At 36.7% G+C, this 23,305-nt stretch carries 24 protein-coding genes and 1 other annotated feature; of the genes, 19 read left to right on the top strand and 5 right to left on the bottom strand.

All coding sequences use genetic code 11. The features are described from left to right. Positions 1–94 precede the first annotated feature (94 nt). Complete coding sequence (locus ACUXVC_RS25285) at positions 95–910, top strand: hypothetical protein (RefSeq protein ID WP_069356428.1); 816 nt, start codon at positions 95–97, stop codon at positions 908–910. A gap of 81 nt (positions 911–991) precedes the next feature. Here the strand turns inward: ACUXVC_RS25285 and ACUXVC_RS25280 are convergent, their stop codons facing one another. Next, on the bottom strand, positions 992–1,219 hold the full coding sequence (locus ACUXVC_RS25280; RefSeq protein WP_053563416.1) for a hypothetical protein: 228 nt from the start codon (positions 1,217–1,219) through the stop codon (positions 992–994). A 166-nt stretch (positions 1,220–1,385) separates the two neighbouring features. Continuing rightward, positions 1,386–1,622 (top strand) — a binding site (T-box leader). Positions 1,623–1,687: 65 nt separating this feature from the next. Here ACUXVC_RS25280 and ACUXVC_RS25275 point away from each other — a divergent pair. From ACUXVC_RS25275 to ACUXVC_RS25260, 4 genes are all read left to right on the top strand, one after another. Then, positions 1,688–2,998, top strand: coding sequence for an APC family permease (locus ACUXVC_RS25275; protein ID WP_023523356.1), 1,311 nt, complete (start codon positions 1,688–1,690; stop codon positions 2,996–2,998). A gap of 53 nt (positions 2,999–3,051) precedes the next feature. Beyond that, a complete protein-coding gene (locus tag ACUXVC_RS25270; protein WP_446025870.1) occupies positions 3,052–4,290 on the top strand; it encodes an MFS transporter in 1,239 nt (412 codons plus the stop codon). Between the two features lie 80 nt (positions 4,291–4,370). Then, positions 4,371–4,544 (top strand): hypothetical protein, encoded by a 174-nt coding sequence (locus ACUXVC_RS25265; protein WP_097912934.1) that lies wholly within the window; start codon positions 4,371–4,373, stop codon positions 4,542–4,544. A 105-nt stretch (positions 4,545–4,649) separates the two neighbouring features. After that, a complete protein-coding gene (locus tag ACUXVC_RS25260; protein WP_053563418.1) occupies positions 4,650–5,162 on the top strand; it encodes a tellurite resistance TerB family protein in 513 nt (170 codons plus the stop codon). Between the two features lie 146 nt (positions 5,163–5,308). Here ACUXVC_RS25260 and ACUXVC_RS25255 read toward each other — a convergent pair whose 3' ends face one another. Continuing rightward, on the bottom strand, positions 5,309–6,067 hold the full coding sequence (locus ACUXVC_RS25255) for a TrmB family transcriptional regulator (protein ID WP_000939479.1): 759 nt from the start codon (positions 6,065–6,067) through the stop codon (positions 5,309–5,311). A 186-nt stretch (positions 6,068–6,253) separates the two neighbouring features. On the opposite strand from ACUXVC_RS25255, the gene ACUXVC_RS25250 reads away from it, so the two are divergent. From ACUXVC_RS25250 to ACUXVC_RS25235, 4 genes are all read left to right on the top strand, one after another. Continuing rightward, positions 6,254–8,254 carry a methyl-accepting chemotaxis protein gene (locus tag ACUXVC_RS25250; protein WP_088020145.1) on the top strand — a complete coding sequence of 667 codons (2,001 nt, stop codon included), beginning with the start codon at positions 6,254–6,256 and terminating at the stop codon, positions 8,252–8,254. Positions 8,255–8,331: 77 nt separating this feature from the next. Then, the gene (locus ACUXVC_RS25245) at positions 8,332–8,634 is read left to right on the top strand and encodes an MTH1187 family thiamine-binding protein (protein ID WP_001018860.1); all 303 of its coding nucleotides are present in this window, start codon (positions 8,332–8,334) and stop codon (positions 8,632–8,634) included. Positions 8,635–8,682: 48 nt separating this feature from the next. Further along, positions 8,683–8,928 carry a YusU family protein gene (locus tag ACUXVC_RS25240; protein ID WP_001290600.1) on the top strand — a complete coding sequence of 82 codons (246 nt, stop codon included), beginning with the start codon at positions 8,683–8,685 and terminating at the stop codon, positions 8,926–8,928. Positions 8,929–9,239: 311 nt separating this feature from the next. Further along, positions 9,240–10,157 carry a proline dehydrogenase family protein gene (locus ACUXVC_RS25235; protein ID WP_000436780.1) on the top strand — a complete coding sequence of 306 codons (918 nt, stop codon included), beginning with the start codon at positions 9,240–9,242 and terminating at the stop codon, positions 10,155–10,157. A gap of 22 nt (positions 10,158–10,179) precedes the next feature. Here ACUXVC_RS25235 and ACUXVC_RS25230 read toward each other — a convergent pair whose 3' ends face one another. Together ACUXVC_RS25230 and ACUXVC_RS25225 are read right to left on the bottom strand one after the other, a co-directional pair. Beyond that, positions 10,180–11,019 carry a D-alanyl-D-alanine carboxypeptidase family protein gene (locus ACUXVC_RS25230; protein ID WP_023523353.1) on the bottom strand — a complete coding sequence of 280 codons (840 nt, stop codon included), beginning with the start codon at positions 11,017–11,019 and terminating at the stop codon, positions 10,180–10,182. 97 nt (positions 11,020–11,116) lie between these two features. Then, positions 11,117–11,263 (bottom strand): YuzL family protein, encoded by a 147-nt coding sequence (locus tag ACUXVC_RS25225; RefSeq protein WP_001096344.1) that lies wholly within the window; start codon positions 11,261–11,263, stop codon positions 11,117–11,119. Between the two features lie 237 nt (positions 11,264–11,500). On the opposite strand from ACUXVC_RS25225, the gene ACUXVC_RS25220 reads away from it, so the two are divergent. From ACUXVC_RS25220 to ACUXVC_RS25175, 10 genes are all read left to right on the top strand, one after another. Beyond that, positions 11,501–13,882, top strand: a complete 2,382-nt coding sequence (locus tag ACUXVC_RS25220) for a 3-hydroxyacyl-CoA dehydrogenase/enoyl-CoA hydratase family protein (protein WP_000486359.1) — start codon at positions 11,501–11,503, stop codon at positions 13,880–13,882. A gap of 21 nt (positions 13,883–13,903) precedes the next feature. After that, a complete protein-coding gene (locus tag ACUXVC_RS25215) occupies positions 13,904–15,076 on the top strand; it encodes an acetyl-CoA C-acetyltransferase (RefSeq protein ID WP_001206331.1) in 1,173 nt (390 codons plus the stop codon). A gap of 265 nt (positions 15,077–15,341) precedes the next feature. Then, positions 15,342–17,126, top strand: a complete 1,785-nt coding sequence (locus ACUXVC_RS25210) for an acyl-CoA dehydrogenase family protein (protein WP_000416293.1) — start codon at positions 15,342–15,344, stop codon at positions 17,124–17,126. 138 nt (positions 17,127–17,264) lie between these two features. Then, positions 17,265–17,987: an MBL fold metallo-hydrolase gene (locus ACUXVC_RS25205; RefSeq protein ID WP_088022049.1), complete on the top strand. Its 723-nt coding sequence runs from the start codon at positions 17,265–17,267 to the stop codon at positions 17,985–17,987. A 3-nt stretch (positions 17,988–17,990) separates the two neighbouring features. Continuing rightward, positions 17,991–18,539, top strand: coding sequence for a TetR/AcrR family transcriptional regulator (locus ACUXVC_RS25200; protein ID WP_446025869.1), 549 nt, complete (start codon positions 17,991–17,993; stop codon positions 18,537–18,539). Positions 18,540–18,998: 459 nt separating this feature from the next. Beyond that, a complete protein-coding gene (locus ACUXVC_RS25195; protein ID WP_001232991.1) occupies positions 18,999–19,712 on the top strand; it encodes a CPBP family intramembrane glutamic endopeptidase in 714 nt (237 codons plus the stop codon). 143 nt (positions 19,713–19,855) lie between these two features. Next, entirely contained in the window at positions 19,856–20,041 is a 186-nt protein-coding gene (locus ACUXVC_RS25190) for a hypothetical protein (RefSeq protein WP_001180555.1), read from the top strand. Between the two features lie 13 nt (positions 20,042–20,054). Continuing rightward, complete coding sequence (locus tag ACUXVC_RS25185; protein WP_001002982.1) at positions 20,055–20,306, top strand: spore coat protein; 252 nt, start codon at positions 20,055–20,057, stop codon at positions 20,304–20,306. A 242-nt stretch (positions 20,307–20,548) separates the two neighbouring features. Next, the gene (locus tag ACUXVC_RS25180; RefSeq protein ID WP_000820648.1) at positions 20,549–21,499 is read left to right on the top strand and encodes an L-lactate dehydrogenase; all 951 of its coding nucleotides are present in this window, start codon (positions 20,549–20,551) and stop codon (positions 21,497–21,499) included. 22 nt (positions 21,500–21,521) lie between these two features. Beyond that, complete coding sequence (locus tag ACUXVC_RS25175) at positions 21,522–22,535, top strand: PTS transporter subunit IIC (RefSeq protein ID WP_000666168.1); 1,014 nt, start codon at positions 21,522–21,524, stop codon at positions 22,533–22,535. 65 nt (positions 22,536–22,600) lie between these two features. Here the strand turns inward: ACUXVC_RS25175 and ACUXVC_RS25170 are convergent, their stop codons facing one another. Continuing rightward, entirely contained in the window at positions 22,601–23,248 is a 648-nt protein-coding gene (locus ACUXVC_RS25170; protein WP_000713773.1) for a phosphatase PAP2 family protein, read from the bottom strand. Positions 23,249–23,305: the final 57 nt, after the last annotated feature.

Raw genomic sequence — 23,305 nt, 5'->3', positions numbered from 1 at the left:
TAAGTCGTTAAGGAAATGTTAAGAAACCGACATTACTATAGGCATTGTATACGAAAGTGTACATGCATTAGAAATATGAAGGAGGAAATTTCCTATGAAGAAGAAAACAGTTGGGTATTTAGCGATTGCAGGTGCGTTATCATTCGGAATCATTGGAGGAGTCGGCATTCCGGCATTCGCGGCAACGAATACTCCAGCAGTGGATCAGCCTGCAAAAACGGCGAAAAAGGATTTGGATGACGCTACAAAACAAAAAGTAAAAACAATTATGGACGATACAAAGAAACAGTTAGAGGAACTAGGTGTAAAGCTTCCAGAGAAAGAGAAGCGTAAAGACATGTTTGCAGGATTAGATGAACAGGCGAAAGAAAAAGCGAAGTCCATTTTAGAGCAAGAGAAATCCGGAAAACTAACACGTGAACAAGCAAAAGAGGAATTAACAAAGCTAGGCGTGAAAATGCCGGAGAAAGGTAAGCATGGAGACATGTTTGCAGGATTAGATGAACAGGCGAAAGAAAAAGCGAAGTCCATTTTAGAGCAAGAGAAATCTGGAAAATTAACACGTGAACAAGCGCAAGAGGAATTATCAAAGTTAGGTGTGAAAATGCCAGAGAAAGGTAAGCGTAAAGATATGCTTGCTAATTTAGATGAACAGACGAAAGAAAAAGTGAAGTCAATTTTTGAGCAAGAAAAATCCGGAAAATTAACGCATGAGCAAGCAAAAGAAGAATTAACGAAGTTAGGCGTGAAACTCCCAGAGAAAAAGAAGCATGAAGACATGTTTGCAGGATTAGATGAAGCAACAAAAGAAAAAGCAAAAGCGATTTTAGACAATGAAAAGAAACAATTAGAGGCATTGAATGTTGATTTACCGCACCATAAGTTTTTTATGAAAAAAGAAGATAAATAATTGAATGAAGTCGTATCTTTCGTGTGGGCAACAGGAAGGTACGTGCAAGGGCCGATTTCTATAAGTAGAAATCGGTCCCTTTTAATGAGGCATTGAAATTCTTTTTATTGTTAGTATGTATCCGAAGACGCAGTAGAAGATTGCAAAACCGATAAACACTTCCGTATATTGATATTTACCCAATACGTAGAAGGAAACAGCTGGTATAATAGCTACCGCTAAAATGCTATAACCAGGATACTTGTTTCGATACATGATAGCGAATAGAACAGAGAGAAACGTAGCGATGATACAAAAGACAGCAATCATTATTAGTACACCTCCTAAAAGAATTATACCATTTTTAGGGAATTAGAGAAGTTTTGTATGTTCTGTTATAATATAAGAAGAGAAATATTTCCTATGTTATATAAAAAAATATATTGATTTTTTCTAACAATTCAATATAATGAACAATAACTACAAAATTCGACATCAAGAAGTGATGATGAGGACATGATCAATTTTTTACGATTCTCAGAGAGGGAAGCCTTTGGCTGTGAGCTTCCTAATACGGAAAAATGGATTACCACCTCTGAACTGCAGCAGTGAACGAGCATCTAGTAATTGCTTGCCGGCAAAAACCGTTATTTAGACTTGAGAAATTGGTGAAGTATGTTACTTTGCGAATTGAAACAAGGGTGGAACCACGAATACAACACTCGTCCCTTTTTTAGGGAGGAGTGTTTTTTTATTTCATTTTTGCATCACACTAGGATTGGAAGGAGGATACGCAGCATGCATCATGATGAGAAGAACAAAATTGGTTTAACAGTAGCACTTTCTATCGTAGTAGGAACGATTATTGGATCTGGTGTGTTTATGAAACCAGGGAGCGTATTAGATTACTCGGGGAGTTCTAATATGGCCATTCTTGCTTGGGTAATTGGTGGTCTGTTGACGCTAGCAAGTGGTTTAACAGTAGCTGAAATTGGAGCGCAAATCCCGAAAAATGGTGGGTTGTATACGTATTTAGAGGAGATTTACGGAAGTTTTTGGGGATATTTATCAGGTTGGATGCAAACAATTGTTTATGGACCTGCTATTATCGGAACATTAGGTTTATACTTTAGTTCTTTAATGATTAATTTTTTCTATTTAGATAAAGTGTGGAATTTACCAATTGCAATTGGAACGGTTGTGTTCCTTGGCGTTATAAATAGTATGGGAACAAAATACGGAGGTATCGTCCAAACAATCACGACAATCGGGAAGATGATTCCGATCATATTAATTGTCGTGCTAGGTTTTTGGAAAGGGAATAGCGATATCTTTAACGTAGTAGTGCCGATATCAGAAAATCAAAGTATCGGTATGGCAATTTTAGCAACGTTATTTGCTTATGACGGATGGATTTTACTTGCTTCGATTGGCGGAGAAATGAAGAATCCAACAAAATTATTACCGAAAGCAATGACAGTTGGGATTTTAATTGTAACAGCTGCATACGTATTAATTAACTTGGCGTTATTAAATGTATTACCAGCAGCGAAAATTGTAGACCTTGGAGAAAATGCAACAGCGACAGCTGCGGGCATGTTACTTGGAGAATATGGCGGGAAAATTATTAGTATAGGTATTATCGTTTCTATTTTCGGTTGTTTAAATGGAAAGATTTTAACATTCCCACGTATTCCAATGTCTATGGCGGAACGTGGACAACTTCCATTTTCTAAGTTTATTGCAAAGGAAAGTCCGAGATTTAAAACACCAGCAAATGCGATTACTGTTGAAATCATTTTAGGAATTATTTTAATGATTATTAGTGATCCAAATAAGCTATCTGAGATTTCCGTATTCATTATTTATATTTTCTATGTAATGACGTTTATTGGTGTCTTCATTTTAAGAAAACGTAATAAGAATAAAGAGCGTGCATATAGTGTACCGTTATTCCCAATCGTACCAATCGTAGCGATTTTAGGTTCGTTCTTTGTAATCGGTAGTGCGATTATTAACGATCCAGTGAGTTGTTTCTTATCAATTGGAATTGTCTTTACTGGACTACCGGTGTATTGGTACTTGAATAAGAAGAAAGAAACAGAATGATGGAAGGGTAGGCGTATAATACGCCTACCTTTTTTACTGTAAAAAAATTATACTTGCGTCCACTTTCTATTTTGGTTACTATAGTCGTAGTAACCAAAAAAGAAAGCGTGGGGAAAGACTTGAATTTTCGTGTTTATATTTTAGCTATCGCGGCTTTCGTAGTCGGAACGGTTGAGTTAATTATAGGAGGAACGCTCGATTTAGTTGCCAATGATTTAGGAGTATCTATTAGCGCAGCTGGTCAGCTTATCACAATATTTTCGGTAGTATTTGCTTTGTCAGGTCCAGTTTTATTAGCTTTGACAGGGAAGTTTGAAAGAAAAACATTGTATGTTGGAGCATTATCGATTTTCTTAATCGGAAATATTATTTCCGCATTTAGTGTGAATTACGGAATGCTAATGTTCTCAAGGGTTATTTGTGCGGCGAGTGGTTCATTAATTATTGCACTATCTGTAACACTTGCGTCTAGTGTAGTAGAACCGCATTTTCGTGCGCGTGCAATTGGAATCATTTTTATGGGAATTAGTGGATCACTTGTACTTGGAGTACCGCTTGGTCTTGTACTCGGAAATGCATACGGATGGCGTGCACCATTTGTATTAATTTCTGTATTAACAGTTATGGCAATTGCTTGTATTTCATTGTTCTTAACGAAAGTACCACCGACATCGGTATTATCAATAAAAGAACAACTTGCTACTTTAAAAGATAAAAAAATTGTAAGTGCACAGTTAACATCATTTTTGTTTTTAACGGGTCATTTAACATTGTATGCATATTTAACACCGTTTTTAAAAGATGTTATGCATGTTGAAGCAAACTGGATTAGTGTGTTTTACTTTATTTTCGGAATCGCAGCAGTAATTGGCGGCGGGTTCGGTGGATGGCTTGCTGATAAATGGGGATCGAAGAAAAGTATTATCTCGATTATTATCGTATTTGCATGTGCAATCTTCATGTTGCCATTAATGACATTCTCATTCCCGCTCTTCATCATTATGATGGGACTTTGGAGTATGCTTAGCTGGGCTATTTCACCAGCACAGCAAAATTATTTAATTGAAATTGCACCGGAATCAGCTGGTATTCAGCAAGGTTTAAATAATTCTGCGCTTCATTTAGGGATTGCACTTGGTTCAACAGTAGGCGGAGTTGTTATTGAAAAATCATCTGTTATATATAATGCTTGGGTAGGCGGTGGCTTTATTATATTAGCACTGCTTTGCGCGATTTTCTCGATTACGAGAGGACGCTCTACTCAGTTCGTGAAAGAAGAATCTATCGTTTGATAGGTTCTTTTTTTATTTGTAAAAAATTGCAGGTTTTAGTAAGAATATGGAGAATTGGTATGTAGCGAGGTGATGGGAAAATGGTGTTTAATTTCTCGATATTCGGTATAATACTTACACTATTGCCGATAGTTGTAGCTGTTTTTGTATTAGGCTGGATTCGTTGCATCTATCAAAATTCAGAGAAACAAGTGGAGCAAAATGAGAAAATCATTGAGCTTTTGAGGGAGATAAAAGAGAAAGAAAAATCGTGAACTAGCCGATTTATTAGAGTGTAAACTTTACAAAACGGACACATTATTTTGTAGCGCTTTCTGTTATATTTAGGAAGATTATATTTTCATATAGGAGGGCTAAAAATGGGCTTATTTGATATGTTTAAGGGAGACAAAACTCGTACGGAAAATGGGATGGAACCACACTTTGCATTTGCTACATCTTTACTTTACATGATGGGTGCAGATGGAGAATATGATAATGAAGAATTAGGACAATTATTATCTGTTTTAGGTGGTAAAAATAAAGGTGGCACAATTTATGTAGGTGGAAATAACGATGACCTACTTGAGAAGGCTATTAAGTATGTTCGTAAAAATAGTTTAGATACATTCTTAAAAGAAGCAGCGCCTTCACTTACAGATGCACAAAAAATGTGTATCCTTGTTAACTTAATTGATTCATCTCTTTCTGATGGGGAGGCTGAACGTGAAGAACAAATGATGTTTGGAAAGTTTCTACAAGCCTTTGATATTTCAGAAGAACGATTTAAGCCATTCTTTGAAGTAATCGTATTAAAGAATGACCGTTCTGTATTTACAAATCAAAATCATCCGAAAAACCAATTACGTAAAATTGAATTAGCGAAAGCATAAAGTGAAACTTTAATCAGTGAAGTGGTTCATTCCACACTGATTATTAGCCCTCATAAATCGAGATAAAAAAGAGCTGTACCAAAAGAGTATGAAAAACTCCTTTCGGTACAGCTTCTTTTTATGTAAGAAATTAATTTAGAAATGTGTTAGTACCTCAACTTCATTAACAAACTCTTAATTTCCTCATCTTCCATAAAGAGATCATGATGTTTCTGAGTAATCTTTGCAAGTGCAACGTCGTGATAGAAAAATTCTGTAAAGAACTTTACGAAAGGTTGTGACATTGTTTTCATCGCTTGCCATGATTCTTGTTCTACGCCAGCAAATAAAATTTCACGATCGTCAACGATGAGTAGTAAGTAGCGCTCTAATGCATTAGGCTCTTCAGCTGGGATTAGAAAATGCATGTTTTCTAAGTCTGTTTCTACTTCTCCAACAATAAGAGATTCAATTTGAACACCTTGTTTTGCTTTTTGTTCTAGTAAAGGGAGATATTCTAAAAGAGTATCATTCCAAGCTGAAATACGGATTGATTCTTTTGCACTTTCAATGAGTTCTTTACTTTGAACTCGAATAGAAGATTGCATTTTTAAGCTCCACACACGGTCATCTGTAAATGATTTTTTTGATATGTTTGTTTCCAGCTCTTTAATATTTGATTGGAATTCTGTCGTTAATTTTTCAATTGCTAGTTTTAGTGGTAATGCTGTATACAATTTTTTCTTTTCTGAAACAGAATCCATTACCATTCCTTTATCGATTAGGCGTGCTAGTACTTCATATATTTTTGCTTTTGGAACACCTGAATGCTTCACAATTGTTGTAGCATCTAATGGTTCATTGCTTGATACGACAACTTCATAAGCTTGGCTTTCATATTGTGAGAAACCGAATTTTTGTAACATAGTTCCCTCCGAACGAATGAGATTATATTTTAAGGATAATGAACTATTTGTTTTTGCACAAGTGGTAGTAAGTTTTCTAATTGTATTAAGGTGAGAATTAATTTCAATTTTTTAATTTTATCTATTATACTTAATATAATGATTAATAAGATTTTAATTTAATGCGAAGGGGATGCTGGGGGAAAGATGTTAAGAAGTTTACGTTTAAAAATTGCGGTAGTGTTTTCAGTTCTTATTTCTATGATGTTCGTAATATTGGGTACAGCTGTGTATCAATTACAGAAAGAAAAGGAAGTGCGTTCCTTAGACGAGTATTCTCAAAATGCGATGGATCTTGTGACAGAGCAACTTACGACATTTGTTCAAAGAACGGATGAAGATATGGGGTATTACGCGAACAGTGAGATGATTCGTAATATGCTTCAAGGTGGGGTTACTCCGGAAGAGGAAGCGTTTTTAACGAAAGAGTTTGCGGAGTATAAAAAGAATCATCCTGGTATTTTAGATTTATATATTGGTACGAAAGATAAAAAAACATTAAGTGCCAATCTTGCTGAAGGTGGGCAAGTGCCAGAAGGATACGATCCAACGACAAGACCATGGTATAAAGATTCAGAGGCTGATGTAAAAAAGGTCCATTGGGGACAACCTTCTTATGAAATTGCAACAGGCAAGTTAAGTGTAGGTGTTTCTAAAGCAATTACAGCTCAAGATGGGTCTGTATTAGGCGTTGTTGCGATGGATGTATCGCTTGGGACGATTCAGAAGTTGCTTCACAATATTCAATACAATAATGACGGAGAAATGTTTATTATAAATGATAAAAATATGGCTCTTGTTTATCCAGAAAAGATAGGAAAAGATGTTTCTAAAGAGCCACTTATAAAGAGCTTAAATAAAGAGGTAACAAAATATGCGGTCACTACAATAAAAGGTGAAGATGTAGTTGTTTACAGTCAATCATTTGATACGATGAAATGGACGATAGGAATCTTTTATCCGAAAGAAACGATCGATGGGCTATTAAATAGTACGAGAAATACAGTTATTATAATGGCATGTATTAGTTTATTAGTTGGAATCGTAGCTTCCTACTTATTCTCAAGAAGATTAGCAAGACCACTGCAACTATTAAAGAATCACGTTCAAAAAGTAGCAGAAGGCGATTTAACGCTGCGAATGAAAGTGACAAGTAAAGATGAAGTTGGAGAGTTGACGAAGCACTTTAATGATATGGTTGAACAAATGAATGAAATGGTAAGTAAAATTAAAAACAGCGTATCAACGGTGCAACAATCAACGAATAGTTTACATTATTTAACGAACGAAACAGTGGCGGCTAGTAGAGAAGTTTCAGGAGCAATGGATGATGTGAGCGGAGGAGCTTCTACTCTTGCGAATAGTGTGGATGAAGTTTCTGCTCAGCTCGAAAATATGGCGGAGTCAGTGGAACAAATGAATAGCTCTGTTGATGAAATAAAAGGAGTGGCTGGCAAAGCGGAAGAGGCATCTAAGCAAGGATTAAATACAATGAGGAATTTAATCCGTACGAGGGGACAATCATCTTCGATTGTTGTTCATACAGAAGAAGCATCGGATAAGTTAGAACAAAGAGTTGGATCGATTCAAAATGTTGTTGAGCTTATAAAAGGCATTTCGGATCAAACAAATTTACTTGCTTTAAATGCTTCGATTGAAGCTGCCCGTGCAGGTGAGCAAGGTAAGGGATTTGCGGTTGTTGCTGAAGAGGTTCGGAAATTAGCGGAACAATCAAAAGAGGCAACTGGAGAAATCACAACGATGATTGGTGATGTGCAAGTAGAAGTAAAAAGAGTTGTAGAAGTTGTAAGTAAATTGAAAGACATTGCAGATGTGCAAAATAAAGTGACGACAGAGGCAGAAATGGAGTTCCGCACAATTATGTCAGTTGTAAATACGATTAGTACTTCAGTTGAAAAAATTGTAGAAGAGGTACATAACATAGGTTACGAGCAAGGAGAAATTACAGCGGTAATGCACACAATTGCTGGTACGAGTCAAGAAAGTGCAGCTGTTTCCGAAGAGGTACATGCTGCAACGGAATCACAGGTGAATCATTTAGAAAAGGTAGCTCACACGATGGAAAGTTTGACAGAACATATGAGAGATTTAGAAAGATTAGTCGAGCAGTTTAAAGTGGAAGAGTAACATATTAGTAAAATGATGAGGATTTCGGTAAAATAGACAATGGATATATAAGAAACGATTATAGGAGGAAGACTACTATGGCAATTGTTGATGTATCGATTATTCCAGTAGGAACAGGTAATCCAAGTGTTAGTGAATATGTAGCAGAAGTACAAAAGGTGCTAGAGAAAAATGCGGATCGCGTGAAGTATCAATTAACACCGATGAATACAATTATTGAAGGAGATCTTCCTGTCATTCTAGAAGTAATTCAACAAATGCATGAAGTGCCTTATACGAAAGGTGCACAGCGTGTTGCAACAACAATTCGTATTGATGATCGTCGTGATAAAGTAAGCACAATGGAGAAGAAATTAAACTCTGTTCGATCAAAATTATAAGAAAAAGCAGCGATTTTCGCTGCTTTTTTCATATAGGAGGTAAATGAAATGAGTGAAAAGTTTAACGAGCAGTTTGACGGATTACTAGAGAAATACACTGAGCTGTTACTTGGAGAGAGTAGTGAAGAGCGAAAAGAACAGGTGCAGAAGTGGGCACTTTATTCTTACATAGCGAAGACGATGCCAGCTTTAGTGAAGCATTGGAATGAGACATATCCAGATGCGAAAGAAGAGATGGTGCAGTTAATTACGGATATTAAAAGGCTGAATGAAGAGAAGAGAAATGAGCAGTGAGAAAACTTGAGGTGAATGTTACCTCAAGTTTTCTTTATTAATATCCTTATATAATTTACATGGAATATTAAGGGTTTTATAGGCATGTCGAATATTTTCGGTATGCCTATTTTTGCCCTAGTAAACCCGTTTTTTCTAAATGTCGAAAAATATTCCCTTCATATTTACATGCGAGAATATAGGTTTTTAAATGTTTTTATAGTATTTTATAAATTATCTAAATAATTATTTGTATCCAATAATTTTAAACAATGATATAATTTTGAAGAGGGGTAAAAAACAGATAAATTACAGTCATAGGGGTGAATTACATGGAACAATTAATGCGAAATTCGTTTCTTTTCTTATCTAAAAATAAAGCGCTAACAAAACTGGCTAAAAAGTACGGTTTACGCTTTGGTGCAGGTCGCTTCGTCGCAGGGGAGACGATTGAATTAGCTACAGCTGCCATTCAGGCATTAAATAAGCAAGGACTTTGTGTAACAATCGATTATTTAGGTGAATTCGTTGATAATGAAGCGGAAGCAAATGAAATGGCTAACCAATCGATTGAAGCGATCCGTGCAATTGGAAGAGAAGGTCTTGATTCGCAGCTTTCTTTAAAGATGACTTCTATGGGATTAGATATCTCTGATGAAATCGTAATGAACAATATGCGCCGTATTTTAGAAGCGGCAAAAGAAAATGGTGTGTTCGTTACCATTGATATGGAAGACTATACACGCTGCGGGAAAACAATTGATATCTTTAAACAATTAAAATCTGAATACGATAATATTGGTACTGTTATTCAAGCTTACCTATATCGTACAGAAAAAGATATTGAAGACTTAAACGCTTATAATCCTAATTTACGTCTTGTAAAAGGGGCTTATAAAGAACCTGAAGAAGTGGCGTTCCCGGACAAGAAAGATGTAGATGACAATTATAAAAAAATTATTAAAATGCACTTATTAAATGGGAATTATACTGCAATTGCTTCACATGACGAAGCGATTATTGAATATACAAAAAAACTTGCCGAAGAACACAACATTCCAAGGGATCAATTTGAATTCCAAATGTTATATGGTATTCGTAATGAGCGTCAACTTGAGCTAGTAAAAGAAGGGTACAAAATGCGTGTTTACGTACCTTATGGAAACGACTGGTATGGCTACTTCATGCGTCGTCTAGCAGAGCGTCCAGCAAACGTTGCGTTCGTATTAAAAGGTATGGTTAAAAAATAACCAAGGAGAAAATACTCCTTGGTTATTTTAATTGCTGAAATGCGTAATGCGCCATTTTTTTCGTATCAGGATATAGTTGCGCGCGAGTAGAAGATAATACGACGTTAATGACGCGTTTACCGTCTTTTTCATCCACTGTTACGACTGTATATTTGCCGAGTGCTGATAGACCGCTTTTACTTCCAATCGCATATGGATCGTCATATAGTTCTTCTCGTCCATAGTTTGCGATGTTTGGAGAGCGTTCTGAAGTATGTAGAGTTGTACGTGTTGAATTCATATATTCTAAAACAACTGGATACTTTAATGCTTCTTTCGTAATAATAGCAATGTCATATGGTGATACTTTATTCCCAATTGCATCAGCACCACTTGCGTTCTTGAAAGTTGCATGCTTTGTACCAAGTTCCTTTGCTCTAGCATTCATCATTTTCACAAATTCATTTTTTGATCCTGCGATATGTTCTGCAATTGATTCAGCTATTGGATCTGCACTAATGATAAGCATAAGTTTTAATGCCTCATCACGCTTTAATTTTTCTCCAGCACGAAGTTTAATTTTCTTGCTTTGACTTTCTGTTTTAATTGCATTTTCTGTAACCGTAATTTCTTCATCTTCTTTTACATTCTCTAGTAAAAGAAGGGTTGTCATCATTTTGGCTATACTAGCCGGATAAGAACGTTCGTCTTCGCGTTTCCCATATAAAATTTCACCTGTGTTTGCATCGATTGTAACCCCATATTGCCCAGTAATGTTAGGTTGATCAGCTCTTACAGCTTGTTGCCTTTGTGCATAAGAGAAGAAAATCATCCCTGTAAATAGTGTAGCAATCATTACAATCATAACTATTGTTCGTTTCATCATCGTTCCCTCTTTTGTTTTCCATATGTACAAATAAATTGGGCAGAAAAAGCAGCCATTAATCATTATGCCACGTTCTCTGCCCAAAAATATAGCGTTATTTTTCGCCCATATTATGCTTCTTATATTGTTGGTTATTACCTTGGCGTCCTTTTTCAACACCGTGATTATGTGGACCTGCGTTTCCAGTTACACTAGCTGCACTAATTCCAGCCTTTGAAGGGTTCTTCTTAAGTTTTGCCATATATATTCCTCCAGTTTCGTCAGATTATAAAAAGGAAAAGTGCATTTAAACAAAGAAAATACACATGTATAGCATAGCCAAATGAAAGAAAAAAATTTATTTCAGAAAATTTTATCAATAAATATATTGCGAAAATTTAAACAGTATCATATATTTATTAGTAGAGGCTCACTCATTGATTGCGACTTATGTCGAAAAATTGAATGAGCATTCATTCAAGAATAGGGGGAGAATTGGATGTTCCAAATTAAAAAGGCTGCTGTTCTAGGTTCAGGCGTAATGGGTTCGGGAATTGCGGCACACTTAGCTAATATTGGTATTCCGACATTATTGCTTGATATTGTACCACCTGCGCTTACGAAAGAAGAGGAAGCGAAGGGACTTACATTAGAACATAAAAGTGTGAGAAATCGTTTTAGTAATACGGCTGTACAGAAACTATTGAAGCAAAAACCAGCTCCTCTGACAGTGAAAGGAAATCTAGCACTGATTGAAGCAGGTAACTTAGAAGATGATCTTGAGCTTCTTGCTGATGTAGATTGGATTATTGAAGTAGTAGTTGAAAACTTAGATATTAAAAAGAAATTATTTGAAAAAGTAGACGCTGTTCGTAAACCAGGTTCTATTGTAAGCTCGAATACGTCAGGTATTTCAGTTGAAAAAATGGCAGAAGGTCGTTCAGACGACTTCCAGAAACACTTCTTAGGCACACACTTTTTTAACCCACCACGATATTTAAAACTTCTAGAGGTAATACCGACGAAAGAAACAGATCCACAAGTATTAAGCTTCATGAAACTATTTGGAGAAGACGTTCTTGGAAAAGGCGTTGTTATCGCAAAAGACACACCAAACTTTATTGGAAACCGCATCGGTACGTACGGTTTATTAGTAACTCTTCAAGAGATGATAAAACGCGGCTACAGCATTGGGGAAGTTGATTCTGTAACAGGTCCATTAATTGGTCGTCCGAAGAGTGCAACGTTCCGTACATTAGATGTTGTCGGTTTAGATACATTCGTACACGTTGCAAATAACGTATATGAAAACGTACAAGAAGAAGAGCGTGATGTATTTAAAGTACCAGCTTTCATGCATGACATGCTTGATAAAAAATGGCTTGGAAGCAAAACAGGTCAAGGCTTCTTCTTAAAACAAGGAAAAGAAATTTTAGAACTAAATCCTGAAACGATGGAATATGAAGCGCGTAAAAAATTAAAAGCTGCATCCGTAGAGTTAAGTAAACAAGAAAAAGGATTAGCGAATAAATTGAAAGCGCTTGTATACGCAAAAGACCGCGCAGGAGAGTTATTATGGAACATCATTACACCAACTCTTTTATACTCTGCAAAACTTCATAAAGAAATTGCTGACGATATCGTTGCAATTGACCAAGCGATGAAGTGGGGCTTCGGCTGGGAGCAAGGACCGTTTGAAGTTTGGGATGCAATCGGCGTTGAAAAATCTGTTCAAAAGATGGAAGAAAATGGCGTAGTCGTTCCTACTTGGGTGAAAGAAATGTTAGAGAAAGGTTTCACTACTTTCTATAAACATGATAACGGCGATAGCTACTATTACGATAATGGCGAATATAAGCTAATCGAGCGTAATAAAAAAGCAATTTCTCTTAAGCAATTAAAAGCGAAAAATGGTGTATTAAAGAAAAATAGCGGAGCGAGCTTAATTGATTTAGGCGACGGCATCCTTTGCTTAGAGTTCCATTCGAAGAGCAATGCAATCGGTATGGATATTACGCAAATGATTAACTACGCTGTTGATGAAGTAGAAAAGAATTATAAAGGTCTTGTTATCGGTAATCAATCGAAGAACTTCTGCGTTGGTGCGAACCTAGCAATGATCTTAATGGAAGCACAAGATGACAACTACTTTGAAATTGAGTTGGTTGTGAAAAACTTCCAAGATGCAATGACGAAAATTAAGTACTCTTCTAAGCCAGTTGTAGCAGCACCATACGGTATGACGCTTGGCGGAGGTACAGAAGTTTGCTTACCAGCAGCTAGCATTCAAGCTTCTAGTGAAACGTATATGGGCTTAGTAGAAGTTGGTGTTGGCTTAATCCCTGGCGGAGGCGGTAATAAAGAGTTATACATTAAACACTTAAATAAAATGCCAAACGGTGTAGAGTTTGATCTGCAAAAAGTTGCGAATAAAGTGTTCGAATCTGTAGCGATGGCGAAAGTTTCTACATCAGCACAAGAAGCTGTATCGAACAACTTCTTAGGCGATAAAGACGGTATTAGTGTGAATGGTGATCACTTACTATATGATGCAAAACAGAAAGCACTTGCTTTATATGAAGCTGGTTATAAAGCACCGATTCGTAAAAAGATACCAGTTGTTGGTGAAACAGGATATGCAACTCTTGTACTTGGTGCAGAAGCAATGCATTTATCAGGTTACATTTCTGAACATGATCTTCACATTGCGAAGAAACTTGCATATGTCATTGCGGGCGGAAAAGTGCCGTACGGAACAGAAGTTGATGAGCAGTATTTATTAGATGTAGAACGTGAAGCATTTATTAGCTTAGTAAGTGAGATGAAATCACAAGCAAGAATGCAGCACATGCTTGTAAAAGGAAAGCCATTACGTAACTAATAACGAGGGGAGATATCGTTCATGAGAGAAGCTGTCATTGTTGCGGGAGCAAGAACACCAATTGGAAAAGCAAAGAGGGGTTCATTAAAAACAGTTCGTCCTGACGATCTAGGGGCGTTAGTAGTAAAGGAAACGTTAAAGCGTGCAAATTATGAAGGACCAATCGATGATTTAATTTTCGGTTGTGCGATGCCAGAAGCAGAACAAGGTTTAAATATGGCTCGTAATATCGGCGGACTAGCAGGACTTTCTTACGATGTTCCAGCTATTACAATTAACCGTTACTGTTCTTCTGGTTTACAAAGTATCGCTTACGGAGCAGAGCGCATTATGCTTGGTCACTCTGAAGCTGTATTATCAGGCGGAGCGGAATCAATGAGTTTAGTTCCAATGATGGGACACGTTGTTCGTCCGAATAGTCGCCTTGTAGAAGCGGCTCCGGAATATTATATGGGTATGGGACATACAGCAGAGCAAGTTGCTGTGAAATATGGAATTTCTCGTGAAGAGCAAGATGCATTTGCAGTAAGAAGTCATCAACGTGCTGCCAAAGCATTAGCGGCAGGAAACTTTGCTGATGAAACAGTATCTGTAGATGTGACGTTACGCTCGGTTGGCTCAAACAATAAACTGCAAGAAGAAACAATCATTTTCGCACAAGATGAAGGTGTAAGAGCAGAGACGACGCTAGACATTTTAGGGAAATTACGTCCAGCATTTAACGTTCGCGGTTCTGTAACAGCTGGTAACTCTTCACAAATGAGTGACGGTGCAGCATCTGTACTATTAATGGATCGTGAAAAAGCAGTGAGCGATGGCATGAAGCCACTTGCGAAATTCCGTTCATTTGCAGTAGCTGGCGTACCACCAGAAGTAATGGGAATCGGCCCAATCGCTGCAATTCCAAAAGCGTTAAAACTAGCTGGCTTAGAGCTATCTGATATTGGCTTATTCGAACTAAACGAAGCATTTGCTTCTCAATCGATCCAAGTTATTCGTGAACTTGGTTTAGATGAAGAAAAAGTAAACGTAAACGGTGGTGCAATCGCACTTGGACATCCACTTGGCTGTACAGGAGCAAAACTAACACTATCTCTTATTCACGAAATGAAACGCCGCAACGAACAATTCGGTATCGTAACAATGTGTATTGGCGGCGGAATGGGAGCAGCGGGAGTATTTGAATTACTATAAAAAGTGGAAGCGGCTCGTTCAGAATGTGAGGGGGATGGAGCTTCAGACGTAGAGGCGTTCTTTGCCTCGCAGGAAGAAGCGAAGCCACCGAACATTCTAGCCGCTGGAACTGGATTATAAAAAAAAGTGCAAGCAGTTCGCTCAGAACGAGACGACGCTAAAGCAAAGAATGGAAGCAACAAAGGTTTATAAAAAATAAACGGGAGAGCCAGCTTCTTTCAAAAAGAGAGAAGCTGCTCATGAAAATATGAAGGAGGAAATTTTCATGGAAAAAACAGTAGGAAATGCGGTTAAAGGCGGTAGCTTTTTAGTTGATGAGATTACGATTGATCAAGTGTTTACGCCAGAAGATTTTTCATCTGAGCATAAAATGATTGCAAAAACGACAGAGGACTTTATCGTAAATGAAGTTCTTCCAGAGCTTGAATATTTAGAGCAACATGAATTTGATCGTTCAGTTCGTCTTTTAAAAGAAGCTGGGGAGCTTGGTTTATTAGGCGCTGACGTACCAGAAGAGTACGGTGGGATTGGTCTTGATAAAGTAAGCTCAGCGTTAATCGCAGAGAAATTCTCTCGCGCTGGCGGCTTTGCAATCACTCACGGTGCTCACGTAGGTATCGGATCTTTACCAATCGTATTATTCGGTAACGAAGAGCAAAAGAAAAAGTATTTACCATTACTTGCAACTGGTGAAAAATTAGCTGCATACGCATTAACTGAGCCAGGTTCAGGATCTGACGCATTAGGCGCAAAAACAACTGCACGTTTAAATGCAGAAGGTACACATTATGTATTAAACGGTGAAAAACAGTGGATTACAAACTCTGCATTCGCTGACGTATTCGTTGTATATGCAAAAATTGATGGAGAGCATTTCTCAGCATTTATCGTAGAGAAAGAATACGCTGGTGTATCTACAAGCCCTGAAGAGAAGAAAATGGGTATTAAATGTTCTTCAACTCGTACGTTAATTTTAGAAGATGCGTTAGTACCGAAAGAAAACCTACTTGGTGAAATCGGTAAAGGTCATATTATCGCATTCAACATTTTAAATATCGGTCGTTATAAATTAGGTGTTGGTACAGTTGGATCTGCAAAACGTGCAGTAGAAATTTCAGCACAATATGCAAACCAACGTCAACAGTTCAAGCAACCAATCGCTCGCTTCCCATTAATTCAAGAGAAACTTGCGAATATGGCAGCAAAAACATATGCAGCTGAAAGTTCTGTATATCGTACAGTAGGTTTATTCGAAAGCCGCATGAGCACATTATCTGAAGAAGAAGTAAAAGACGGTAAAGCAGTAGCAGCTTCTATCGCTGAATATGCAATCGAGTGCTCTTTAAACAAAGTATTCGGTTCTGAAGTATTAGACTATACAGTAGATGAAGGTGTTCAAATTCACGGTGGTTACGGATTTATGGCAGAATACGAGATTGAAAGAATGTACCGCGATTCTCGTATTAACCGTATTTTCGAAGGAACGAACGAAATTAACCGCCTAATCGTACCAGGTACGTTCTTACGTAAAGCGATGAAAGGTGAATTACCACTTCTTCAAAAAGCACAAAAATTACAAGAAGAGTTAATGATGATGATGCCAGAAGAAGTAGGCGATGAGCCATTAGCACTTCAAAAGTATTTAGTAACTAATGCGAAGAAAATAGGCTTAATGGTAGCTGGATTAGCTGCTCAAAAATACGGTAAAGCATTAGATAAAGAGCAAGAAATTCTTGTGAATATCGCTGACATCGTAAGCAACCTATACGCAATGGAATCAGCTGTTCTTCGTACAGAAAAAGCAATCAAAACAACTGGTCTTGAAAAGAATAAACAAAAAGTGTTATACACTGAAGTATTCTGCCAAGAAGCATTTAACGAAATCGAAGCAGACGCGAAAGAAACACTTATCGCAGTTGAAAACGGCGACATGCTGCGCATGATGTTATCATCATTACGTAAATTAACTCGCCACACACCACTTAACGTAATTCCGAAGAAACGTGAAATCGCTGCGAAAATTTTAGAAGATGAGCGTTACACAGTTTAATATCTTTAAAGAACAGTAGTCGTTTATACGGCTACTGTTCTTTTTTTTGAAAAAAAGAAATTTTTAGTGACATAAAACTAATACCATTAGTATAATAAAACTAATGGTATTAGTTTTCGTGAAAAGGGAGATGGGACTATGAGGGTGATACATGAAAAAACGTTATATCAATTGTCATTTTTGCCAAGAGCGTTTCCTGTAAATTGTTACTTTGTAGAGGAAGATGATGGTTTAACTTTAATTGACGCGGCTTTGCCATATAGCGCAAAAGGTATTTTACAGGCGGCTGAGAAAATAGGAAAACCAATTACTAAGATTGTATTAACACATGCGCATGATGATCACATCGGTGCATTAGATGCATTAAAGGAAGTACTTCCTCATGTTCCAGTCCATATTTCTAAGCGGGACGCAAAGCTGTTAGAAGGAGATACGACGTTACAAAAGGATGAACCGAATATACCGATAAAAGGCGGTGTACCTAAAAAAGTAAAAACGGTACCTGATGTTTTATTAGAAGATGGCGACCGAGTTGGATCGCTTCTTGCGATTATGACACCGGGACATACACCAGGATCCATGTCGTTTCTTGATGTACGAAATAAAGCTCTTATTGTTGGGGATGCATTTCAAACAAGAGGAGGTATGGCTGTTTCGGGACAAATGAAATTTTGGTTTCCGTTTCCAGCGATGGCAACGTGGAGCAAAGAAATATCATTACAAAGTGCACAGAAGCTAAGCGAATATGAACCTTCCTTGCTTGCGGCAGGGCACGGAAAAATGATAAAGAATCCAGGGGCCGTCATAGAGCTTTCTATTAAGGAAGCGAAGCGGAATATAGAAAGTAAGAAAGAGGGGTAATTTATGTCACCGAGAATCGGACTTACATTGCAGAAAATTGTAGAAACAGCTGCAGAAATTGCAGATACAAATGGAATACAAGAAGTAACGTTAGCTTCATTAGCGCAAAGGTTAGGGATACGTTCGCCCTCACTATATAATCATGTAAAAGGGTTACAAGATGTACGGAAACATCTTGGTATTTACGGAATAAAACAGCTGCATAACAAACTGGAAGAAGCGGCCGAGGATAAACAGATGGATGAAGTAATTCATGCATTAGGAGAAGCGTATGTAGCATTTGTCCGAAAACATCCTGGACTATATGAAGCAACTTTTTTACGAGATGAAGAAGTAAGAAAAGCAGGTGACGAAATTGTAAAGCTTTGTCTTCGAGTTTTACAACAGTATGGCTTAGAAGGAGAGAATGCACTTCATGCGACACGCGGATTCAGAAGTATTTGTCATGGATTTGCTTCGATTGAACAGCAAGGCGGATTTGGTTTGCCGTTAGATCTGGATATAAGTTTATATGTATTATTGGAAACGTTTATTAAAGGATTACGTGAATAAGAAACGAGGCAAACAAAAACCTTAGAAGTGATTCTAAGGTTTTTTAGTGCATATGATTCGAAAAGAGCGGTAGGCTTTTTCTCATTACATGATATTATTTAGCAGGTTTGAAAAATGTGTATATAGAAAGGCAAACGAAAATAAAAGCAATAGGATCTTGATATGGACTAGGCTCAGAGCCCTTCTGGATTCCTGTAAGGAAGTCATGTGTTTTCATGTTCATTGCTCCTTTAACTAATAAATTTTATATGATGCGAGAGTTATGGTGGATAGATAAGAAATTTTTGGAATTTCATCTAATAATTATTCTATAGTAATCTAATTCCAAAAACTATATAATACAAAGCTTTCATGATATGTAAAATTGCATATTATTCTTTTTGAAAAAATTGTTATATTATCTATATATTTGTATTAAAGGTTTTTTGTTAAGGTAATGAAAACAAATGGAGGAATAGTATGAGAAAAACAGTATTAGACGCGTATAATGCAGAAAGAGAAGTAGATAACATAACATATAAAAATCTAGTTGTAACGATTGCAAGCATTCTAGGGTTCTCACTCTTAGGGGGATTATTCCTTGCTTTAGCCCTTGGAATTTTTGGAGAAGAGGTATTACGTGCTAATTTAGAGGGATATTATTTACTTCTATTTGATGCAGCTGTTGTTACTATTGTTTTATTTGCGTATAAACCAGTGCTTCATTTTATTAAGAACATATGGGATGTATCTATTTTAAAAAATGGGAAAACCTACTTGTATTTATTAATAGGTTTTATCATCATTGCATTAACTCAGTATGTAATGTTAGAGTTGTTTAGCTTTGAAAGTGCAGAGCAGCAAAGAGATCAATTAGGGAGCTTAGGACTTCAAAATAGTCTACAAAGTATTATATATGTGTTAAGTGTTGCTATAATTACACCAATTAAAGAAGAAATTTTATATAGAGGTATTTTGTATCGATTTTTTGAAAAGAAATATAGTTTTCTAGTTGGTATTATTATTTCTTCCTTTATCTTTGGGATTCTTCATGGTGGTTTTCCGGTTACGGCAATGATTATGGGGATTGTATTTGCTATGTTATATAAGAAAACACAATCTATTTTACCTAGCATCATTTTACATATTGTATGGAACCTACTTGTGAGTATAAGTATGATTGTTTCTTTATAAAATTGAATGAATATTTAGCATAAAAGATGAATGGCCTAGCTATTCATCTTTTATTTTGTTTATATGTGGGAAAAGTTGATGAATACAATCCAAAAAGAACCAAATACTAATGATGAATGAACAAAGAAAGGCGGGTATGTTATATGCAAAACTTAACAGAGCTTGAAGTAGAAAACTTACGTCATTTAATTGGTGGACATGCAACGATTATTAACAAGTTGGAGCAGTATGCACAGACGTGTACAGATCCACAACTGAAACAAATGCTACAAAAAGATGCGCAAGATGCACGAAATACGAAACAGCAATTAATGACTTTCCTAGGATAGGAGGAAGAGAAAGATGAATGAAAAAGATATGGTAAATGATTATTTAGCAGGATTAAATGCAAGTTTAACAAGCTATGCAAATTATATTGCTCAGTCTGATAATGAACAGTTACATCAAACGTTAATTCAAATTCGTAATCAAGACGAGGCGCGCCAACGTAATATGTATGAGTACGCAAAGCAAAAGAGTTATTACAAACCGGCAGCACCTGCTAATCCGATGATTGTACAGCAATTAAAAAGTCAATTAAGTGCGGAACAATAGGGAAAAGAAAACGAGCGAATCTATTCGTTCGTTTTCTTTTTGTATATGTCAATAAATACATAATAAATATTTTTCCAGTTGTAACAAATATGACGAAAATGGAATATGACAATTCACAAAAAGGACAAAAACTTTGCTCAATATTTCACAAAGTATCCATGGTTTCTATCGTGAGAACCTCTATAATTAGGAGTGTAAAGAACAAAAGAAATAGATTATATGATCACTTAGGAGAGATTGCTATGAAAAGACATACAAGAAAAATTGCAATTATCGGTACTGGATTAGTTGGATCAAGTTGTGCGTATTCTATTGTGAATCAAGGTATTTGCGAAGAGCTATTATTAATTGATATAAATCATGAACGTGCAGTTGGGGAAGCAATGGATTTATCACATTGCATTAACTTTACAAATACAAGAACAAAAGTATATGCAGGAAGCTATGAAGACTGCAAAGATATGGACATTGTTATTATTACAGCAGGGCCAGCACCAAAACCTGGACAAAGTCGCTTAGATACTTTAGGAGCGAGTGCGAAGATTATGGAAAGTGTTGTTGGTGGTGTAATGGCAAGTGGATTTGATGGTATTTTCTTACTTGCATCGAACCCAGTTGATATTATTACATATGAAGTGTGGAAATTATCTGGATTACCTAGAAATCGCGTAATCGGTACTGGTACATCACTAGATTCTTCTCGCTTAAGAACAATTTTATCTGAAATGCTACATGTAGACCCTCGTAGTATTCATGGGTATTCATTAGGAGAACATGGTGATTCTCAAATGGTTGCTTGGTCTCATGTAACTGTTGGTGGAAAGCCAATTCTGCAAATTTTAGAAGAACAAAAAGAACGATTTGGTGAAATAGATTTAGATGAAATCGTTGAGAAGACTGCAAAAGCCGGATGGGAAATTTATAAACGTAAAGGAACTACTTATTACGGAATCGGAAATTCTCTAGCATATATTGCAAGCTCAATCTTTAATGATGATCACCGTGTCATTGCTGTATCAGCCATTTTAGATGGTGAGTACGGTGAATATGATATTTGTACAGGAGTACCCGCTATTATTACTAGAGACGGTATAAGAGAAGTTGTAGAACTCAATTTAACAGAGGATGAAGAATCTCGATTCGCAAAATCAAACGATATTTTACGTGATTATATGAAAACAATTGGTTACTAACTTATAGGAGAAGGTGAAACAAATGAAGGAATATATAATGTCTCGTGTATTTAAAGCATCTGCTGGTATCGCACAAGGTATTTTCGTATCCCTCGGAATTGGTTTACTAATCGAAAATATAGGAAGAATTGTTGATATACCATTACTTATTACAATCGGAGTTGTTGCAAAATCACTAATGGCACCAGCGATTGGTGCCGGCATTGCTTTTATGCTCGGTGCAAACGGTCTTGTAATCTTCTCGGCGATGGTAGCCGGAGCGATTGGTGCCGGATCCATTTCAATTACTGAAGCTGGTCTAATTATTAAAACTGGTGAGCCAATCGGTGCATTATTAACAGCAACTTTAGCTGTATATATTGGTAAACGTTTAAGCGGAAAAACTGCTTTAGATATGATGCTCGTTCCATTTGCGGCCATATTAGGTTCTGGTTTAGTTGGTATTTGGTTATCTCATAATATTACTCCTGTTTTAAATGCAGTTGGAGCGTTCATTAAAGATAGCTCAGCTGGTAGCCCGTTTATCGCTTCTATCGTCATTGCAGTAGTTTGGGGACTATTACTTATCTCTCCAGCTTCATCAGCTGCGTTAGCGATCGCACTTAGCTTAGACGGTGTTGCAGGTGGTGCAGCTCTTGCCGGATGCGTTGCTCAGTTTATCGGATTCTCTGTCATCTCAGCAAAAGAAAACAATTTAGGTGGCATATTAGCTCAAGCTCTTTGTACTCCGAAAGTACAGTTGCCAAATATCACTAAAAATCCAATGATTCTCGTCCCAACTGTCGTCGCCAGTGCTATAGTCGGTCCGGTATCCGCATTAATTTTCCAACTGGAAGCAGGAAAAGAAATTGCAGGTCTTGGATTAAGTTCTCTTATCGCACCAATTAATTTAATTTCCAGCGAAGGATGGGAAGTTCTCCCGGCGATGGTAATTACTTATATCGTCATTCCAGTAGCTGTTTCTTATATACTTTACATTGCTCTTAAAAAAGCAGGTCGTATTCATTCTGGTGATATGACTGTACCGCAATCTTAAATTGAACATCTCCTTAATAATAGATAAAAGCAGACTGAGAAGCCACAGTCTGCTTTTTTTTCATGTTACATTCTATGATTTTGTTTTACTGGAACTCTTATTGATTCTTTGGCCAATAAGAGTTGAACGCCGAAGTATAGTATGCTTGCGAGTGTCATTCCAGAAACGGCATCTACAAAGGCATGTTGCTTCGTAAATAGCGTTGATAAAATAATAAGTGTACCGAAGAAAGTAAGGATGTAATATTCAAAAGCATGTTGTTCTCTACGCTTAAAGGCAGCTAACATAATTACAAATGTAGTAAGAACGTGAATGCTAGGGAAACAGTTTACCGGTTGATCGATACTATAAATATAGCGAACTAGTTCAGAAAATACATCTGTTCCAACGACAGTCGGACGCGGTACAGTTGTTTGCCAAAAATAATAAATAGAAAAACAAGCAAGCTTTCCAAAAATAACACTACTTAAAGTGACATAATATTGCTTTCGGTCAGCGAAGCAGTAATAAATAAGTGCGCCGTATAAGTATGGAAACCAAAGTAAATAAGGAATAATAAATGCTTTTACAAATGGAATCCAATCATCTACTACAGTTGTAACGTCTACTGCGTGAACAGTCGATTTATTTAATACGTCGTAAAGGGGACTTACGAGTACGAGTAGAAGTATATAACTTAACGGAAGAAAAGATGAAAGTTTAAATTTCTTCATGTTGATCTCCTATGTTTAGTAATGTAAGTAAATTCAATTGATTATAATATAGAAACG

The sequence above is a fragment of the Bacillus sp. N6 genome, assembly GCF_052805735.1.
Note: the sequence above shows the minus strand (reverse complement) of the source record. Positions and strands in the feature narration are given on the sequence as shown.

What these genes read in the sequence shown, in the direction of transcription:
- ACUXVC_RS25285 (WP_069356428.1), top strand. Translation starts at nt 95, where the DNA reads ATGAAGAAGAAAACAGTTGGGTATTTAGCGATTGCAGGTGCGTTATCA.
- ACUXVC_RS25280 (WP_053563416.1), bottom strand. Translation starts at nt 1,219, where the DNA reads ATGATTGCTGTCTTTTGTATCATCGCTACGTTTCTCTCTGTTCTATTC.
- ACUXVC_RS25275 (WP_023523356.1), top strand. Translation starts at nt 1,688, where the DNA reads ATGCATCATGATGAGAAGAACAAAATTGGTTTAACAGTAGCACTTTCT.
- ACUXVC_RS25265 (WP_097912934.1), top strand. Translation starts at nt 4,371, where the DNA reads ATGGTGTTTAATTTCTCGATATTCGGTATAATACTTACACTATTGCCG.
- ACUXVC_RS25260 (WP_053563418.1), top strand. Translation starts at nt 4,650, where the DNA reads ATGGGCTTATTTGATATGTTTAAGGGAGACAAAACTCGTACGGAAAAT.
- ACUXVC_RS25255 (WP_000939479.1), bottom strand. Translation starts at nt 6,067, where the DNA reads ATGTTACAAAAATTCGGTTTCTCACAATATGAAAGCCAAGCTTATGAA.
- ACUXVC_RS25250 (WP_088020145.1), top strand. Translation starts at nt 6,254, where the DNA reads ATGTTAAGAAGTTTACGTTTAAAAATTGCGGTAGTGTTTTCAGTTCTT.
- ACUXVC_RS25245 (WP_001018860.1), top strand. Translation starts at nt 8,332, where the DNA reads ATGGCAATTGTTGATGTATCGATTATTCCAGTAGGAACAGGTAATCCA.
- ACUXVC_RS25240 (WP_001290600.1), top strand. Translation starts at nt 8,683, where the DNA reads ATGAGTGAAAAGTTTAACGAGCAGTTTGACGGATTACTAGAGAAATAC.
- ACUXVC_RS25235 (WP_000436780.1), top strand. Translation starts at nt 9,240, where the DNA reads ATGGAACAATTAATGCGAAATTCGTTTCTTTTCTTATCTAAAAATAAA.
- ACUXVC_RS25230 (WP_023523353.1), bottom strand. Translation starts at nt 11,019, where the DNA reads ATGAAACGAACAATAGTTATGATTGTAATGATTGCTACACTATTTACA.
- ACUXVC_RS25225 (WP_001096344.1), bottom strand. Translation starts at nt 11,263, where the DNA reads ATGGCAAAACTTAAGAAGAACCCTTCAAAGGCTGGAATTAGTGCAGCT.
- ACUXVC_RS25220 (WP_000486359.1), top strand. Translation starts at nt 11,501, where the DNA reads ATGTTCCAAATTAAAAAGGCTGCTGTTCTAGGTTCAGGCGTAATGGGT.
- ACUXVC_RS25215 (WP_001206331.1), top strand. Translation starts at nt 13,904, where the DNA reads ATGAGAGAAGCTGTCATTGTTGCGGGAGCAAGAACACCAATTGGAAAA.
- ACUXVC_RS25210 (WP_000416293.1), top strand. Translation starts at nt 15,342, where the DNA reads ATGGAAAAAACAGTAGGAAATGCGGTTAAAGGCGGTAGCTTTTTAGTT.
- ACUXVC_RS25205 (WP_088022049.1), top strand. Translation starts at nt 17,265, where the DNA reads ATGAGGGTGATACATGAAAAAACGTTATATCAATTGTCATTTTTGCCA.
- ACUXVC_RS25200 (WP_446025869.1), top strand. Translation starts at nt 17,991, where the DNA reads ATGTCACCGAGAATCGGACTTACATTGCAGAAAATTGTAGAAACAGCT.
- ACUXVC_RS25195 (WP_001232991.1), top strand. Translation starts at nt 18,999, where the DNA reads ATGAGAAAAACAGTATTAGACGCGTATAATGCAGAAAGAGAAGTAGAT.
- ACUXVC_RS25190 (WP_001180555.1), top strand. Translation starts at nt 19,856, where the DNA reads ATGCAAAACTTAACAGAGCTTGAAGTAGAAAACTTACGTCATTTAATT.
- ACUXVC_RS25185 (WP_001002982.1), top strand. Translation starts at nt 20,055, where the DNA reads ATGAATGAAAAAGATATGGTAAATGATTATTTAGCAGGATTAAATGCA.
- ACUXVC_RS25180 (WP_000820648.1), top strand. Translation starts at nt 20,549, where the DNA reads ATGAAAAGACATACAAGAAAAATTGCAATTATCGGTACTGGATTAGTT.
- ACUXVC_RS25175 (WP_000666168.1), top strand. Translation starts at nt 21,522, where the DNA reads ATGAAGGAATATATAATGTCTCGTGTATTTAAAGCATCTGCTGGTATC.
- ACUXVC_RS25170 (WP_000713773.1), bottom strand. Translation starts at nt 23,248, where the DNA reads ATGAAGAAATTTAAACTTTCATCTTTTCTTCCGTTAAGTTATATACTT.